We start from the raw sequence: 16623 nt of genomic DNA, 5'->3' as shown, positions 1-16623 counted from the left end.
AGGGCGGCTCGCCCGGGGAGTGAGACGGGCGCCGCGGCACGGGCCGCGACGCCTGCGAAGGGCTCAAGGCCAGGCGCGTTGCACCCAGTCGTTGAGGGTGTTCACCCGCGAAGCCTCCACGCCCAGCCGGTTGCCCTTCCAGACGGAGAACTGCAGCTTCTGTTCGGCGGTGGTGCGGTAGTTCTCCGAGTTCATCGCATACAGCCCGCCGGACAGGGCCACGAGCGACCGCTTGCTGCGGTCCAGGCAGAACGCAAAACCAGCGGTGGGCTCGGGCTCGCCGAGGTCCATGTTGTTCGGATCACAGCGGCGCCAAGCCGCCGGATCGGTGGTGGCATAGACCTGGTTGAACTGCCGGAACGCCCCGTTGAGCACCTTCAGGTAGAGGCCAGCCTGCAACTGGTCCAGCTTCACGAACGGCGTGCCGCCGTTGCCCTGAGTGGTGGCGGTCTCCATGAAGTTGGACGGCGCCAGATGCTTGAGCACCTGGGCGCGACTGAAGCGGCCGCGGTTGTCGATGATCGAGCGGGTGTCGCTGGCCACATACAGCGGGATGCGGTTGTTGACGAACTGCGCCGACTTGATCCGGGCCTGCAGCAGGCGGATGTCGCTGAGCATCGAGGCGGTGGCCTGGGCCGGCGTGGCACTGCCCAGCAGTTCCGAGAGGTATTGGTCAAAGCCGGTGAGGTAGGGCCAGTCCACCGAGTAATTGACCCAGTCCCCCTGCGCGCCGGGGTTGATCGTCACCTGTGCCTGGTACCAGGCATTGGTCCGGTAATAGGAGCCGGCTTTGTTGCCGGTTTCCCAGGCGAGGATCCATTCGCGGGTTACCTTGCCACTGCTGTCGACGTCGCTCTGGTAGACCATGTGCGGCGCCAGGTAGAAGGCGCTCACGGTATTGAACGGCCAGCCGCGCGCTTCGCCCCGGCCGGTCCAGGTCTTGGTGGTGGCGTCGTAGTCACCGATGAACCAGCGCTGGTCGCCTTCCAGCCCGTAGCGCTGGGCCCATTCCCATTGCTGCACCAGGTTCCACTGCAGCAGGCTGCCCACCACCCGTTCAATGAAGGCGTTCGTGGTGAACGCTGCCGGCTCGCTGGCCATGCGGGTGGACGAGGCCAACTTCTGCAACTGGGCGGCGCCCACCTGCGCGCCGTACTGGCCATTGCTGGCGATGTGATTGCCACGCCCACCGCCCAGGAAGGCATAGACCTCGAAGCCGTAGGGCTGGATCATGCTCTGGATCTCGTTGCGCTGGGCCGGGGTGAGGTGGCTCCAGTCGCCGAAGGTGGAGGACCTGTGCGACTCGAACCAGGCTGCGATGCGCTTGGACGTGCCCAACGGATCCAGCCGTCCATTCCCTGCAAAGGTCGCGCCGCCGGTGAAAGAGCCCGCGGTATTGGCGCCGGTCGGCCAGATGTCCATGGGATGCATCGCCGGCAGATAGGAGTTCCAGTCCGGGAACTGGATCGGCATGGCCACTTCACGCGCATTCAGCGTCGCGGTGGCGTCCATCACCTTGTCGATGTCGGCCTGGGTCAGGGCCAGCGCCGTGTTGTCCAGCGGCTTGCCGAACAGCGCCTTCACGGCCTGGCTGGGACTGTCCACCACCGCATCCAGGCCCGCACCGGCCGACCATTCCGCGATGGGGCGGCTGTCGAGGCCCGGACCCGGCTGATAGGGCGGATTCCACGGCGCGGCCTGCGCCACATGCGGCAGGTTCTGCAGGGCATAGCGCAGGTACGCGGAGATCTGCCGCCCTTCGCCTTCGCTCAAACCGTGGAAGCGCGAGCGCTGCACGATCGAATTGTTGGAATAGTTGAAGTACTGAAGGTCACGCCCATCCGACGCGTGGCAGGACGCGCACGCCGCATGAATGGGGCGGTTGGCGAGGGTGGATTTCAGCAGCTTGTCCTGCTGCTTCCACAGGGCTTCACCGGCGGCGACGTCCGCCGTCCAGGTGCGGCCGGCCAGTTTCTCGGCCTGGATGTCCGCGCGCTGGACCGGATTGGTGGCCAGGCTCACGCCTTGGGCGTTGCGCAGTTGCAGGTCGATGATGCGGTAGCCGTTGGATTCCCCATCGCTGCCGTTGAAGCGGAACTGCACCAGATTCACGCCGCTGACCAGCCGCGCCTTGGTGTCGGCATCCAGCTTGAGGGCCATGCGCACGGTGTAGAGGCCGCCACGCTGCAGGCCGCCTTGCACCCGCTCCGCGTCGGCCAGCGTCATGGTGGCGTCGGTGATGTCGATCCAGGGGAGATTGGCAGCATTCGCTTCGCTGACGCCACCGAGCACCCGCAGGCTGCCCTTGATGCGGGCGGGGGTCTCCGTGGTCGCCTCGAATTCGGGCGGGCCGAAGAAGCCGCAGCGGTGGCAGCGCATCCACAGCTCGCTGGCGGCGGCGATGCCGTTGGCGTCGAGCGTCAGGTTGGCCGTGGCCACGACCGGGGCGCTGGGGAGGCCGGCGCCGAGCAGTTCCAGCGGCAGGGTGAGCGCGGTGGTCGGAGTGGGGCCGGACGTGCCGGTACCGGGCGGGGTGGTGCCACCACCGCTGCCTCCACCCCCGCCGCCGGATCCGCCGCCAGATCCACCGCCGGTGCCGCCATCCCCGCCAGAGGCACCCTCCGTGGTGGGCGGGAGCACCGGCGTCCACACCTGGTTGTCCGTCGTGAGGATGCGCCACTGCTGATTGGCCTTGTCCGGGCCGCAGGACCACTGCTGGATCGGCGCGCCGACGTCAGTCCGCTCGGCGGTGAGATCCAGGCATTGCCCGCTGTGCTGCGCCTTCAGTTGTACGGTGGATCCGGTGGCCACGGGCAGGAAGTGCTGGTTGCCGCCGTCCGTGTCGGTCCACTGCTGCACGGCGGTTCCTTCGACCATCGCGGCGCCCACCACGTCCAGCAGCTTGCCGCTGGCGACATTGCGCAGGCGGTAGCCGCCGTCGCTGGCCAGGGTCAGGTCGAAGCGCTGCCGGTCGGCGCCGGTGCAGGCGGCCTGCACCACGCGGTCGCCCTCGGACAGCCCAGTGCCGGCGAGATCCAGACACAGGCCGGAGTGGCTGGACTGAATGCTGAAGCGCCCATACGGCAGCAGCGCGCGGGTCGCCGTGGCGGAGGAAGTCGACTGCGGATACAGCACGAACAGTTGCGCTGCTTGTGCGGTACAGCTCGTCTGCTGCAGCGATGCGCCCTGCACCGAGATGCACTTGCCGCTGCCCGCATTCACCAGGCTGAACAGATGGCCCTGAATGCGACTGAGGGTGAAGCGCTGCGCGGTGCTGTCGTTGGCAGCCCAGAGCTGGAGCGACGCACCGTCCGCGGTGGACATGGCGGTGAGGTCGAGAGCCAGCCCGGTGCTGACCTGGGTGAGGCGGGAGGTGCCGTCGGTATTCACGGTGAGGTCGAAGGCCTGGCGTGTGCCGGTGGTGCAGTCGGCCAGCGCCAGCGTTCCGGCTCCGGTGCCCGAGGCGGCGCCGGTGACGCACTGACCGTTGCTGGCCAGGGCCAGCACGTAGCGGCCGGCTGGTACGGTGGCGGACGATCCCGTTCCCGAATCGGCCGGGGAGGCTGTGGGCTGGCCGGCTGGCTGCTCGGTCGGGCCGGAGGGCGACTTGTCGTCACCACATCCCGCCAGCGAGGCCAACAGGGTCAGCAGCGTGGCACCCGCTGCGGTTCGCAGGGCTGCCGGGGTGTTCCACCATCGCGCCATCATCAACTGCTTGGTTCCTGATCGGCGCGGATTAGACGGGCGGCCCATGACGCTCACAAGCCTTGAGAGGGCCTTGAAATCATGAGTTACGGCTGACGCAGTTTGCGGCCAACACATCCGCCAAAACCTACCCGGACGGGGAATGTTGGGCAGGTGGGAAGCAGGGTAAGGGCGGGCGGCCCCGGCATCGCCCTGATAAACTCTCCGTCATTGGAGATCCCAGGACCTACATGTCTACCCGTTCCAGCAGGCCCCTCACCGAGCGCGCAATGCAACTGGCGGAGCGGCGCATTCCCGAACTGGCCTCCCGTTCCGGTCATGAGGCCTACAAGACCACGCTGATCCGCACCGGGGGTGTGGTGGTGAAGACCAGCCAGGGCCAGCTGGTGGAGCGCCGGGCGGATGGGTCGTCCATCGTGCTCAAGGAACTGCCGCTGGGCAAGCGCGTCAAGCCGGGATTGGTGCTGAAGCGGGTCAAGTGAGTTTGACGCCCAAGCCGCCGCGGCCTGCGCAACCTCGTTTGCGGGTGCTCGCCGGGCCGAATGGGTCGGGCAAGAGCACGATCCAGAAAGAGCTTCGGCCCGAATGGATCGGCGTGTTCGTCAACGCGGACGAGATTGAAAAGGCGCTCAAAGAGAGCCAGGGCGTGCTGGATCTGAAGCGGCTGGGGATCATCGCCAAGGCGTCGGTGGTGCAAAAGCACTTCGAGCGCCACCTGTCGAGTTCCGGATTTGCGAAGAAGCTGGGCCTGGACCGGCTCGTGGGCACGCTGCGGGTCGACAAGTCCCTGCATTTGTATGTGCCCGGCCCGCACGATTCCTACCTCGCTTCGGTGCTGGCGGACGCCATCCGGCGCGAATTGCTGGCGGAAGGGCATACCTTCACCTTCGAGACGGTCATGTCCTCCCCGGACAAGGTCGAATTCATGAAGGAAGCGCGTGCGCAGGGCTATCGCGTCTACCTGTACTTCGTTGCGACGGACGATCCGGAAATCAACCTGGACCGGGTGAAGCGACGCGTGCTGCAGGGCGGGCATCCGGTGCCCGAGGAGAAGGTCCGCAAGCGCTATCGGGAATCGATCGACCTGCTGATGGAAGCCTGCCAGGCCGCGCACCGCACCTACATCTTCGACAACTCCGGCTCGCGTCACAAACTGCTGGCGGAGATGGAGGAGCTGGATGACGAAGTGTCGATTCAGGTGCACGCGAGTTTGCTGAATCCGTGGTTTGTGGAGACGGCGTTGTGGCGGTCGTTCAGCTGAGGAGGCGGCGCGATTGCTGATGGGCGGCCATGAGCCATGGCCTGCCTGCGCGGCGTGCTTCAGCGGCCGCCTGCTCAGCTCAACAGTAGTGCTGAAAATCTGCTGCCCCATCTATGGCAGTCGGGATGTCATCGAGTCGTCTGCCATCAAGGTGGGCCGATACGGCTTGTGCAGCGGTGCCCGCCAGCGTGGCCGGACCACAACTGGCGGGGAAATTTGCGTACACATGCATCCGCCCTTCGATCAGTCATTCTGAACCCGCAAATCGGTCGTTGGCTGATGGCGCCCAATTTCGCACTTGTCTAACGTGGCGGCGTTCTTCCCTCGTATGGAAGAGGCAAGGAGTCAAAGTGATGAGGGAACGAGCCAACGACACGACGCAGGTGAATGCACGCGGCGCGGCACTTGGGGCGGAGGGGTCGCAATTGAGAGGGTTTCGGCACCCCGCTAGCGGCATTCAATCGGAGGTGGACAGTTCACCGCGCATGATCGCCCAGCGGCGTGAGCTGGCCTCCTTAACGGGCGGCGCCGCAAATGCCCCTCCAGTGGCCTTGACGGGACTGGAGCGGCCCACCGATTCCCTTTCCACGGCAGGAGGGATCGTTCAGCGAGTGGTGACCAAGAGCACAGCGCCATGGGGTGACTTGAAAGGTAAGTGGGTGACCAGCCTGAATACCAGCCGTGGTTTTGACACGCAGGAGCAGGCGCAACAATATGAGGATGAACTGCTGGAAGTACGGGAGCTGGCTCAAGAGCAGTTGGCACAGCAACAGGAGCGCGAGTGGCAGGTTGAGGCCAACGGCAGGGCCTGGATGTTTGCGGACCAGCAAGGGAGGCTGACGGCCCACTTTGGGGACGGTTGGGGCGAGTCCTACAACATCACTAGCTACGACCAGTTGCGGGAACGGATCCTCGCGAGTGTTGATCGGGACGACGAAGAGACCGGCACATGGGAAATCGATCTGGGCGACTGCCGGAACCTGCGGGAACACATGGTCCGTCCCTGCAAGATTCTGTATGAGGTAGAGGGTGTCGTTACGGTGATCAAGGGACCGATCCACCGCCAGACGGTCAAGCGCCGGGTCTATCACTGCGGGCCAACCAGCCAATAGCTTGAGCGAGGTGCTGTGTACGGCAAGCAGGGCGCCCGGCGCCGGCTTTGCTTACCACGCCATCGGATTGGCGCAGCAGCAGTGAACCAGTCCCCCCGACCCGATCATTCCTCTAAACGCGAAGATTGCGGCGAGAAGGTCGCGCGTTCAGCTGCCTAATGGCGGCGCCCAGCGCAAGGTGCAGCTGTCCGCTGCAGTAAATGGCGAGGTGCCAACTGTCTCAGGACCTTAGGATCTTGGGCCAATAACACCGTCGTGGCCCCGCTGCACGAAGACACAAACGTCATCAGGAAACGAAGGGAGTTGCTCTTCGTATGGAGACTCGAAGTCATAGTTCGTGCTGACATGGTAGGTCGCATTGCGCGCGGTCGGATTGATCCGAATGCCCCAGACAGCAAGGAGTTCTTCAGAGGTTCCCGCCTCCTCATGTGACCGCCAGAACTCCGGGGCTTGAGAGCGCAAAATTCTGCGTGCCTCGGCGATTGCGGCCGGAATGGCGGCCCACACGGCAGGGAATTCCTGGTGGGCGAATTCAGTCGCAGCGTGGCGCTGCGCTATGTTCTCGAAGTCCACCCAGATGAGAGTGGTTCCAAGTTGGTACTCGTCGTGGTTGTCATAGGCTCCCAGCAAGGATGCGTGACGGAATTCGTGATGATCCATTGAGGCGCCAGACGTGGAAGTGGGCAGATTCCGAAGCGCGATCAAGGCTTCGGCCGGAAGCTGATGATGAGCACCGGTGGCACCTTGCCATCAACGTCTTGAGGCATCCAATTCGCTCGCAGTACTGCCCTTCGTACCGACTTATCCCAACTTTCGCTACCGCTACTCACGACAACCTCGGCGTCGATCACTTCCCCGGTGGGGCGAGTAGTGACTCGAATCTGCGTGACAGGGTTTCCTTCAACGTCATTCGGGAACAGGATGTACGGAAGAATCACAGCGCGAACTCGTTGCGCATAGCTCACCTCCGGGGCCTGACTGGCGACGACCGGCGGAGTCGTGCTCGCTTGCGGCGCAGGAGCACCAACGACGGAAGCGCTCGCCATCAAGATCGCCGGTGGAAGCAACTTCGGAAATTTCATGTGACGCCCGAACGTTTGACTTCAGCGACCGCTGCAGGCGGTCCCCTGCACGGTTGGACTAGCCATTGGGGTTGCCGGAACGCTCGTAATTTGCGATGTAGTGTTCAATTGCATATGCCGTTCCTGTCGCGAGGATGCGTCCCGCTTTGCGCTCTACGATAAGAGGTGCGTTGCCCCCGACCGCGTGTTGAACCTCACCAGTTTCTTGCCAAAGCTTCGAGGTGTAAAAGAACACCCATCCCCAAGGTTTTTCAATGGTCGCTTCGTCGATCACAACCCATTCGTCGTCAGGAGACAACCACTCGGGTCTCCCCAGCTGAATAACGACACGCTGGCGTGCTTCTTTTAACGTGATCATGGCTAATGCTGGAGCCGGTGGGCTTTCACTCGAACGACTGCTTATACAGCAGCTTGTTGATGCGAAGAGCCACATTGCTTCCAAGGAACGTATCCTGCTGTGCTTCTGCCGCATTTTTAAGCACCGAGAGAAACCGCCCATCAAATCAACAACTTGCCGCACCCCTGCGCAGCCTGTACACCCGTTTATCCACAGCGGGTGTGGACGATCCGCTATGCTCTCGGACTTTCCGCCGCGCCGGCCCTGCTGCGCCACGCTGGCGCCCTCCCGAGCCCGTAGTGTCCTGATGACGCCTGAGTCCGACATCGCTGCCGCCCCAGTCGCCCCCGCCGCGGCCAGCCCCGTTCCCATGATCCTGCTCGCCCCCATGGAGGGCCTGCTGGACCACATGCTGCGCGACACACTCACCCGCGTGGGGGGCGTCGATCGCTGCGTGTCGGAATTCATCCGCATCACCGACCAGCTGCTGCCGCGCCGCGTCTTCACCCGCATCGTCCCGGAACTGCGCACCGGCAGCCGCACCCGCGCCGGCGTACCCGTGCGGCCGCAGTTGCTCGGCTCTGACCCGGCCTGCCTCGCCGACAACGCCGCCCGTCTCGCCGAACTGAATCCCGCCGGCATCGACCTGAATTTCGGCTGCCCCGCCAAGACGGTCAATCGTCATCGCGGCGGCGCCGTGCTGCTGGATGAGCCCGCCCTGGTGCACGACATCGTGTCCGCCGTCCGTCGAGCGGTGCCGGCCGACATCCCCGTGTCCGCCAAGATGCGCCTTGGCAATGAGGACCGCTCCCTGATGCTGGAATGCGCCAGCGCCGTCGAGCGTGCCGGCGCCTCCGAGCTGGTCATCCACGCCCGCACCAAACGGGATGGGTACAAGCCCCCCGCGTATTGGGACCAGATCGCCATCGTGCGTGAAGCCGTGCGTCTGCCTGTGGTCGCCAACGGCGAAGTCTGGACCGTGGCCGATGCCCGTCGCTGCCTGGCCGAGTCCGGCTGCGACCGGCTGATGCTGGGGCGCGGCATGGTGGCCCAGCCCGGGCTGGCCCTGGCCCTGCGTGCCGAGCTCACCGGATCGTCCGCGCCGGCCTTGCCATGGTCGGAGCTGCTGGTGCTGATGGCCGACTTCTTCTTCCAGGTCCGTGCCAAGGTCGCCGCCCGCCATCAGGCCGGACGGCTCAAGCAGTGGCTGCACTATCTGCGCCGGCACTATCCGGAAGCGGAGGAGGCCTATCTGCGGGTGCGGGTGATCAATGGGGCGGACGATCTGTCACGCCAGCTGTTTGGCGACGCGGTGGCGGATGAACTGTCCGCCCGTTTGGCGCTGATCAAGGCGCAAGCAGCGGTCTCGACAGGGGCTCCGCCGCACGCTCACGCCCACCTCCAGCCCGACGCAGCTGATGCCGACGACTTCTCCACCGATTCCGACGACGTGCCCGACGAGGCCCTGACGCTGACCGCATGACTCTGCCCACTTCTGTTGCCCGCCCGCAGGCCTGGCTGAAGCCGCTGACGGCTTCATTGCTGCTGTCCACCCTGAGCGCGCTGCTGCCGGCCATGGCATCGCCTCGCACCGCCGTCACCCCGCTGACGCTGGAGCGCGTCTACAGCGACCCGCCGCTGCAAGGCCGCACCACCCGTCAGGCAGAACTCTCGCCGGACGGCACCTGGGTCAGCTACCTGCGTCCTTCGGCCACCGACAGCGAGCAACTTGAACTCTGGGCCCAGCCGACGGCCGGCGGCGAGCCTCGCAAGCTGGTGTCCGCCGCCGAGGTGCTGGGCGGCCGACGCCAGCAGCTGACCGAAGCCGAACGCATGGCGCTGGAACGCAAACGCATCAGCCAGGGCGGCATCACCGGCTACCAATGGTGCGGTCCCGACGGACGCACCTTGCTGTTCCCATTGTCCGGCGATCTCTATCTGGTGCGGCTGACCGATCAAGGTCCGGTGGCGCAGCGGCTGACCAACGATCCCGATGTGCCGGAGCAGGACCCTAGCTGCTCGCCCGATGGCACGCAGCTCGCTTACGTCAAGGGCGGCAACCTCTGGCTGCAGTCGCTGCAGTCCTCGCCAACTGCGCAGGCCCCCCAGTCTCCCCAGTCTCCGCAGTCCGCGCAGGCCCCGCAGTCTGCGCAGACGCTCACCGCTCCTCGCGCCCTCACCACGGACGCCACCGACACCCGCTTCTGGGGCCTGGCCGAATTCATCGCTGCCGAGGAACTGGGTCGGCAGCGCGGCTATTGGTGGTCGCCGGACGGTCGGCGGCTGCTGGCCTTCCGGGTGGATGAGTCGCGCGTGCCGGTGAAAACGCGCGCGCAGATCTTTGCCGACCGCACCACCATGACGCAGCAGCGTTACCCGAGCGCCGGCAGTCCGAATGCGCAGGTGACGGCCTGGGTGCTGGACCTGTCGGGGCAGGGCGCTGCGAACGCCGTGTCGCTACCCCTGCCGGCCGAAGCGGAATATTTGCCGCGCGCTGGCTGGTTCAGCGACGGCACCCCGTGGTTGCAGTGGATGACCCGCGACCAACGCCGACTGGTGCTGACCGAATTCAAACCCGGCGCTACCGATGCTGCAAGCGCAACGGCAACCGCCTCCGCAAACGCGGCCGCAACCGCAACCGCAACCGCCCTGGTCGGCCGCGTCATCACCGAAGAGCGCGATGACGCCTGGGTCGAAGTCCAGGACGATTTGACGGAACTGCCAGCCCGCCGCCTGTCCGGTCAGCCGGCGTTGCTGTGGTCCACCGAGGCGTCGGGCCGTCGGCAACTGGTGGTGATCGACCGCGTCACCGGACGTCGCACTGCGCTGACGACCGAGTCTGAACCGGTCGCCTACCGCGTCTGCAGCAGTGGCGATCGCGTGGTCTACGCCGCCGCCCGCGACCGCGGTCGTTCCCGCGAGCTGTTTGCCGTGGACCTGGCCGGCCGCGCGCGACCCCTCGCCGGTCAGCGGGAGCGCCAATGGCGCGATGCCCGCTCGGATGGGGATTGCTCCCGCCTGCTGGTGACCCGCTCGGCCTGGGGCGAGCCGCCGCGCCTCTTCCTGCAGGATCTGGACAGCGGCGCCGCTCCGGTGGCGCTGCCGGGCGATGCGCCGGACGCACTGCTGGCCAAGGTGGTGCCGACGCCGGAGGTGATCGAGGTGACCGCCGCCGACGGTCGCACTCCGCTCAACGCCTTCTATTTCGCCCCGCTCGATGGCCGTCCCGGCCTGCATCCGGTCATCACCCTGGCCTACGGCGGCCCGGGCGTGAGCACCGTGGGCTGGAGCTGGCATCGTGACACCGCGCTCATCGCCTACTGGCAGCGTCGCGGCTACGGCGTCTTCACGCTGGACACCCGCGGCATGGCTCACCGCGACCGTGCCTTCACCCGCGCCCACTTCCAGTCCTTCGGCGTGACTGAGGTGGCCGACCTCTTCGCCGCGGTGCGTCAGTTGCCTCAGAAGCGTGCCGGCATCGATGCGCGACGCATGGGCTTCTTTGGGTGGTCGTATGGCGGCTTCCTGGCCGTTCGCAGCATGCTGGACGAGCAGACGCCGTTCGCCGCCGCGGTGGGCGGTGCGCCACCGACCGACTGGACCCTCTACGACACCGCCTACACCGAGCGCTATCTGGGCCTGCCCACCGATGCGTCCGGCCAGCCAGCGGCGACCTACAGCCGCTCGAACCTGGTGGACCGCGCCGCGCTGCTGCAGCATCCGCTGATGGTCATTCACGGCACGGCTGATGACAACGTGCTGTTTGAGCACACGCTGCGGCTGAGCGAGGCCTTTCAGAAGCAGTCGGTGCCCTTCGAGATGATGGTGTATCCGGGCAAGGCGCATGGCATTGCCGGACGTGGCGCGCGCTTGCATCTGTACCGCACGGTCGATGCCTTCTTTGCCCGCACGCTGCAGGCACCCTCCGCACGTTGAGGTCAGCATGGCACTGGTTTATTCCACCGACGGCGGCCGCACCTGCCCGGTCTGCCGTCAGGCCCAGGCGGACTGTCGCTGCAAGGCGCAGGCGCAATCGGCCGTTCTGGGCAACGGTCAGGTGCGCGTGCGGCGCGAGACCGCCGGCCGCAAAGGCAAGGGCGTGACCGTCATCCTGGGCCTGCCCCTGACCCTGGATGAACTCACCGGTGTCGCGAAGCAGCTCAAGGCGGCCTGCGGCAGTGGCGGCACGGTGAAGGACGGTACGGTCGAGATTCAGGGCGACCACCTGGACAAGGTGATGCAGTGGCTGCAGAAGGCGGGGTATTCCCCGAAACGCGCAGGCGGCTGAAACAGGCGGACAAAGCAGGGGTTGCAGCGACCGCAGTGCCGACGGACTGTGACACCTCTCGCATTCCCGCCCCCATGTTTGAGGGTGGGTCTGCAACAGCTGTAAGAACTGCGACGTTTGCACGCACATGGCGCTGGCCGGCGCCCTAAGGTTGGGCCATGCCTGCCTCCCCAGGCGTTGGAGATGCGTGATGAATCCGTCCGTTGACACCCGCCGCGACAGCCGTCCGACCGCCCCGTCCCAGGCGCCGTATCTGCTGCGCTTCGAGTCCCTGTTCCACAGTGGCCGGGGGCTGAGTTTTCCCTGTGATGCCGGCGGCCAGGTGGCCCTGGACCAGCTCAGCGAGCAGGCCCGCGACAACTATCTCTTCGCCCGCGCGGTGGTCGGCCACGAGTACGCCACGCCGGTGGTGCAGCGTTGCTACGGCTGACCTGAAGGCAGGCCAGCGGGGCCGGTCTGAACTGCAGGACAATGCAGGTCCTGTGTTCTTCTTGTTGACCTTTTCATGACCGAGACCGCTCGCCCCGAACTGCCCGACCATCTGTCCGTGGACCCGCGCAGCCCGCACCATGTGGCCGCCATCTTTGAGCACGAGATCGGCATCCGCTTCAACGGCAAGGATCGCATGGATGTCGAGGAATACTGCATCAGCGAAGGCTGGATCAAGGTCCCCGCTGGCCGCACGCTGGACCGCAAGGGTCAGCCCCTGATGATCAAGCTCAGGGGCAAGGTCGAGGCTTACTACAAGTAAGCTGGACCGCACCGGACCTCGCCGCAGACGCGAGGATGTTCGGTGATCCGGTCGGGCGGCGAAGGGTTGCCATGGCCGGTCTCTGATCGGATCTGGCGATGTGGGCCGCCGAACAGTGCGGCGAGGGCTTCGCCTTCACCAAGTCGGTCCCGTCACCGGTTTCCGCGGTCGCTGGCCGATTTCCTACCCACGCAGGCCGCTGCGGCCCGGGGGCCATGCGGCGAATACTGGACATCCCTTCATTTGGATGTCTGACATTCGCCATGAGTCTTCAAAATGACCTCTCTCGCGCTTCTGCGGGCGCAGCGCCTTCCACGCTGACGACGGCACGCCCTGCCGCGACGCAGCTCACCGGTCCGTCTCTGGCCACGCCGCTCGTTGGCGCTCCCTTCAGCGGCGCTTCCCTCAGCGGCGCTCCCCTCAGCCACTCGCCTCCCGGCAGTAGTCCTCTTGCGGCCGGCCCATCCGCCACCACGTCTCCGCGACGCTTCCGGCGAGAAGGCCGTGACGATCCGCTGAGCCACAACAACGAAGCGGACGCGGAGCCGGAGCCACATGATGACCACGGTGCCGATGCTGCGGAGGCCGCTCCTGCGGAGGCCATCCTTGTGGAGGCTGATCGTCTCGCGGAGCCTGCCCGCGCTGACGGGGAGCGGAACGACCGTACTCCGCTTCTGCCGCTTCTGGGAAGCAGCAGCGTTGCCCACAACGAACCTCAGGCCAATGACGGCGCGGGTGCCGTCGCCATGGGGGCTTCACCTCGCAGTTCATACGTCAGGGGCAATTCCGATGGCGCTGCCGGCTGGTGGATCGCGGGCGGAGGACTGCTGGCCGCCGCGGCCGCTGGGGCGTCCGGTGGCGGCGGCGGCGGTGCGGCTGGGGGTGGCGTGGGCGGGGTGGGCGCAGCGCCAGGCCAACCACCCGCAGAACCGCCCGCTCAACCGCCCGCAGATCCGCCGTCCCTTCCAGGGAGCGACCCTTCAGGCGCCATGTCCCTGGGTCTGATGAATCGGACCGGGGTCGTCTCCGGCCTGCCCAGCACCAACGATCCCGTCATCCAGATTGGCAACCTCGAAACCGACGCCATCTGGTTCTATCGGGTGGACGGCCAGAGCTGGGTGCAGGGGCAGGGCGCGCAGATCCCTGCCTCCTTCTTCACCGGGCAGGGTGCGCATCAGGTCGAGGTCTATCAGACGGATCTGGCGGGCAACGCCAGCGCGACGGCATCGCTCAGCTTCTGGCTGGACGACCTGCCGCCGGACGCGCCCACCGTGCAACTCAAGAACAACACGGGCGACAGCAGCGACACCCTCACCAGTGACGCCACCCTGGTCATCCAGGGACTGCAGCCGGGCGATGTCTGGTTCTATCAGGTGGATGGCCAGGGCTGGGTGCCGGGAGAGGGTGAGGAGGTGCCCGACGCCGCATTCGGGACGGACGGAGACCATGTCATTCAGGTGATCGTGCGGGATGCCACGGGCAACGAGAGCGCGGCGACCACCCTGCAGATCCAGCGGGACACCACCGCGCCCACCACCGCGCCCACCGTTGCACTGAACCAGGACACCGGCGTGCGTGGTGACGGCATCACCTCCATTCCCACTTTGCGCTTTGCGGGGCTGGAGCCGGGCGCCCAGTGGTCGGTGAGCCTCGATGGGGGGCAGACCTGGCATTCGGTGGGCACCGACCCGAATGGGTTGTTCAGTGACAGCGCCGCCTTCACGCGCGATGGCACGTGGACCGTGCTGGCCCGTCAGATCGATGCGGCGGGCAATGTGGGCACTGCGCTCAGCAGCTTCACCTTTGAACTGGACCGGGAAGCCCCAGCCGCCCCCACGCTCAGCTTGATGAATGACACCGGCGTGTCGAGCACCGACCGGATCACCAGCGATGGCACGGTGCGGATCGAGGGTCTCGAAGCAGATGCACGATGGACCTACAGCCTGGACGGCGTCCCCTACGGTCTGAGCAACTGGGGTGACGAGCTGGTGCCGGACGGCTGGTCGGACGGCCACCACGTCGTGGAGTTGATTGCCTTGGACGCGGCCGGGAACGCCAGCAGCAAGGCCCGTCTGGAGTTTGTGCTGGACACCCAGGCGCCGGGTCTCCCGAGCTTGTCGCTGGTCGACCTGACACCGCCCGCGCCACCGGTGATCTGACGAAAAAAAAGGGCGCATGTCTGCGCCCCTTTGGGATCACCGTGTCCCGTCACTTGCCGAAGCTGTCCTTCAGGCCGGTGATCTTGTTGAACACCGGAGCACCGGTCTGATGGTCCTTGCGGTCCGCCACAAAGTAGCCATGACGTTCGAACTGGAATTTCTGATCCGGCTGTGCGCCGGCCAGCGAAGGCTCCACAAAGCCTTGCACCACCCGCTTGGAGTGCGGATTGATGACGTCCAGGAAGTTGCGGTCGCCAGCGTCCGGTTGCGCTTCCGTGAAGAGGCGGTCATAGAGGCGCAGCTCGGCAGCGATGCCGTCATGCACGCCCACCCAGGTGATGACGCCCTTGACCTTCACCGCATCCGCGCCCGGCGTGCCGCTCTTGGTGTCCGGCACCAGACGCGCCAGCACGGCGGTGATGTCACCCTGCGCGTTCTTCTCGCAGCCGGTGCACTCGATGACATAGCCGTACTTCAGGCGAGTCTTGTTGCCGGGGTAGAGGCGGTGGTAGCCCTTGGGCGGGGTCTCCATGAAGTCCTCGCGCTCGATCCACAGTTCCGGACCCAGGCTGAAGGCGCGCTGGCCCAGCTCCGGCAGGTGCGGATGGGCCGGGGCGCTGCAGGCTTCGCGGTGATCCAGCGAACCGAACACCTCCGCATAGTTCTCCAGCTTGAGCTTGACCGGGTCCACCACGGCCATGGCCCGGGCGGCCTTGCCTTCCAGGTCGGCGCGCAGGTAGCCGTCCAGCACCGAATAGTCGATCCAGCTGTTGGTCTTGGAGGCGCCGGTGCTCTCCACCATCGCCCGGATGGATTCCGGGGTGTAGCCGCGGCGGCGCATGCCCACCAGGGTCGGCATGCGGGGATCGTCCCAACCCTGCACATGACCTTCTTCCACCAGTTGGCGCAGCTTGCGCTTGGAGGTGACCACGTAGCTCAGGTTGAGACGGCCGAACTCGTACTGATGCGGCAGCGGACGGGCCAGCAGGCCGCCAGCCGCCAGATGTTCCACCAGCCAGTCGTAGAACGGACGCTGATCTTCGAATTCCAGCGTGCAGAAGCTGTGGGTGATGCACTCCAGCGCGTCCTCAATCGGATGCGCGAAGGTGTACATCGGGTAGATGCACCACTGGTCGCCGGTGTTGTGGTGGGTGGCCCGGCGCACGCGGTAGAGGGTGGGGTCCCGCATGTTGATGTTGGGCGACGCCATGTCGATCTTGGCGCGCAGCACCATCGAGCCGTCCGGATGCTGACCGTCCCGCATTTCTCGCAGACGGGCCAGGTTCTCTTGCGGGCTGCGGCTGCGGAAGGGGCTGTTGGTGCCCGGCGTGCGGAAGTCGCCGCGGTTGACGCGCATCTCTTCGGGCGTCTGCTCGTCCACGTAGGCCAGATCCTGGCTCACCAGGTATTCCGCCGCCCGGTACATGAAGTCGAAGTAATTGCTGGCGTAGAACAGGTGGCTGGTGCCTGCGGCGTCCGTGCCGGCCGAAGCGGCATCACCCGACGCGGCACCACCCGACGCGGCGCCAGCTGGCGTCTCCCACGACCAGCCCAGCCACGCCACCATCTCCTTGATGGCGTCCACATATTCCTGCTCTTCCTTCTCCGGATTGGTGTCGTCGAAACGCAGGTGGCAGACGCCGCCGTAGTCGCGCGCCAGCCCGAAGTTCAGGCAGATGCTCTTGGCATGGCCGATGTGCAGGTAGCCGTTGGGCTCGGGCGGAAAGCGGGTGCGGATGCGAGCCGGGTCCAGCGGGCCGGCGGCATGGTGGGCCGCATCGCCGGGGCTGCCTGCGAAGTGACGCGCCGGCTGGAAGCCCTGTTCCAGGTCGCGTTCGATGATGGCGCGCAGGAAATTGCTGGGCTTGACAGCATCGCCGTCGTGCTCAGGCGCGGCGCTCGGGGTCTTGTCGGTGCTGGCGGACATG

General features: G+C 66.1%; 15 protein-coding genes. 10 read left to right on the top strand and 5 right to left on the bottom strand.

Translation table 11 applies throughout. The features are described 5' to 3' along the window. Window positions 1–63: 63 nt before the first annotated feature. On the bottom strand, window positions 64–3753 hold the full coding sequence (locus FHS28_RS07350; RefSeq protein WP_221193804.1) for an RICIN domain-containing protein: 3690 nt from the start codon (window positions 3751–3753) through the stop codon (window positions 64–66). Window positions 3754–3935: 182 nt separating this feature from the next. Here FHS28_RS07350 and FHS28_RS07345 point away from each other — a divergent pair, with 182 nt between their 5' ends. The 3 genes from FHS28_RS07345 to FHS28_RS07335 all read left to right on the top strand — a co-directional run bounded on the left by FHS28_RS07345 (window position 3936) and on the right by FHS28_RS07335 (window position 6078). Continuing rightward, complete coding sequence (locus FHS28_RS07345) at window positions 3936–4187, top strand: hypothetical protein (protein WP_246409721.1); 252 nt, start codon at window positions 3936–3938, stop codon at window positions 4185–4187. Beyond that, window positions 4184–4966: an ATPase gene (locus FHS28_RS07340; RefSeq protein WP_310736756.1), complete on the top strand. Its 783-nt coding sequence runs from the start codon at window positions 4184–4186 to the stop codon at window positions 4964–4966. The genes FHS28_RS07345 and FHS28_RS07340 overlap by 4 nt, the downstream gene beginning before the upstream one ends. Before the next feature lie 353 nt (window positions 4967–5319). After that, window positions 5320–6078, top strand: a complete 759-nt coding sequence (locus FHS28_RS07335) for a hypothetical protein (protein ID WP_184294340.1) — start codon at window positions 5320–5322, stop codon at window positions 6076–6078. A gap of 228 nt (window positions 6079–6306) precedes the next feature. On the opposite strand, the gene FHS28_RS07330 is transcribed toward FHS28_RS07335, so the two are convergent. From FHS28_RS07330 to FHS28_RS07320, 3 genes are all read right to left on the bottom strand, one after another. Further along, a complete protein-coding gene (locus FHS28_RS07330; protein WP_088449969.1) occupies window positions 6307–6738 on the bottom strand; it encodes a hypothetical protein in 432 nt (143 codons plus the stop codon). A 41-nt stretch (window positions 6739–6779) separates the two neighbouring features. Beyond that, on the bottom strand, window positions 6780–7124 hold the full coding sequence (locus FHS28_RS24740; protein WP_375140727.1) for an energy transducer TonB: 345 nt from the start codon (window positions 7122–7124) through the stop codon (window positions 6780–6782). Window positions 7125–7218: 94 nt separating this feature from the next. Then, on the bottom strand, window positions 7219–7518 hold the full coding sequence (locus tag FHS28_RS07320) for a YrhB domain-containing protein (protein ID WP_184294338.1): 300 nt from the start codon (window positions 7516–7518) through the stop codon (window positions 7219–7221). Window positions 7519–7867: 349 nt separating this feature from the next. Here FHS28_RS07320 and FHS28_RS07315 point away from each other — a divergent pair, with 349 nt between their 5' ends. The 7 genes from FHS28_RS07315 to FHS28_RS07285 all read left to right on the top strand — a co-directional run bounded on the left by FHS28_RS07315 (window position 7868) and on the right by FHS28_RS07285 (window position 14695). Continuing rightward, complete coding sequence (locus FHS28_RS07315; protein ID WP_246409719.1) at window positions 7868–8980, top strand: tRNA dihydrouridine synthase; 1113 nt, start codon at window positions 7868–7870, stop codon at window positions 8978–8980. Further along, the gene (locus tag FHS28_RS07310) at window positions 8977–11433 is read left to right on the top strand and encodes an alpha/beta fold hydrolase (protein WP_088449966.1); all 2457 of its coding nucleotides are present in this window, start codon (window positions 8977–8979) and stop codon (window positions 11431–11433) included. Before FHS28_RS07315 ends, FHS28_RS07310 begins: the two co-directional genes overlap by 4 nt. A 7-nt stretch (window positions 11434–11440) precedes the next feature. Then, window positions 11441–11785 (top strand): translation initiation factor Sui1, encoded by a 345-nt coding sequence (locus tag FHS28_RS07305; RefSeq protein ID WP_088449965.1) that lies wholly within the window; start codon window positions 11441–11443, stop codon window positions 11783–11785. Window positions 11786–11975: 190 nt separating this feature from the next. Further along, window positions 11976–12215, top strand: a complete 240-nt coding sequence (locus FHS28_RS07300) for a hypothetical protein (protein WP_088449964.1) — start codon at window positions 11976–11978, stop codon at window positions 12213–12215. Between the two features lie 75 nt (window positions 12216–12290). Next, window positions 12291–12536, top strand: a complete 246-nt coding sequence (locus tag FHS28_RS07295; RefSeq protein WP_088449963.1) for a DUF3297 family protein — start codon at window positions 12291–12293, stop codon at window positions 12534–12536. 789 nt (window positions 12537–13325) lie between these two features. After that, the gene (locus FHS28_RS07290; protein ID WP_088449962.1) at window positions 13326–13541 is read left to right on the top strand and encodes a hypothetical protein; all 216 of its coding nucleotides are present in this window, start codon (window positions 13326–13328) and stop codon (window positions 13539–13541) included. Next, a complete protein-coding gene (locus FHS28_RS07285) occupies window positions 13526–14695 on the top strand; it encodes an Ig-like domain-containing protein (protein ID WP_088449961.1) in 1170 nt (389 codons plus the stop codon). Before FHS28_RS07290 ends, FHS28_RS07285 begins: the two co-directional genes overlap by 16 nt. Before the next feature lie 49 nt (window positions 14696–14744). On the opposite strand, the gene glnS is transcribed toward FHS28_RS07285, so the two are convergent. After that, window positions 14745–16622: a glutamine--tRNA ligase gene (gene glnS, locus FHS28_RS07280; protein ID WP_088449960.1), complete on the bottom strand. Its 1878-nt coding sequence runs from the start codon at window positions 16620–16622 to the stop codon at window positions 14745–14747. Window position 16623: the final 1 nt, after the last annotated feature.

Source organism: Roseateles terrae (assembly GCF_014192155.1).
GTDB classification, from domain to species: domain Bacteria; phylum Pseudomonadota; class Gammaproteobacteria; order Burkholderiales; family Burkholderiaceae_C; genus Roseateles; species Roseateles terrae.
This window is presented reverse-complemented; position numbering and strand designations above follow the sequence as displayed.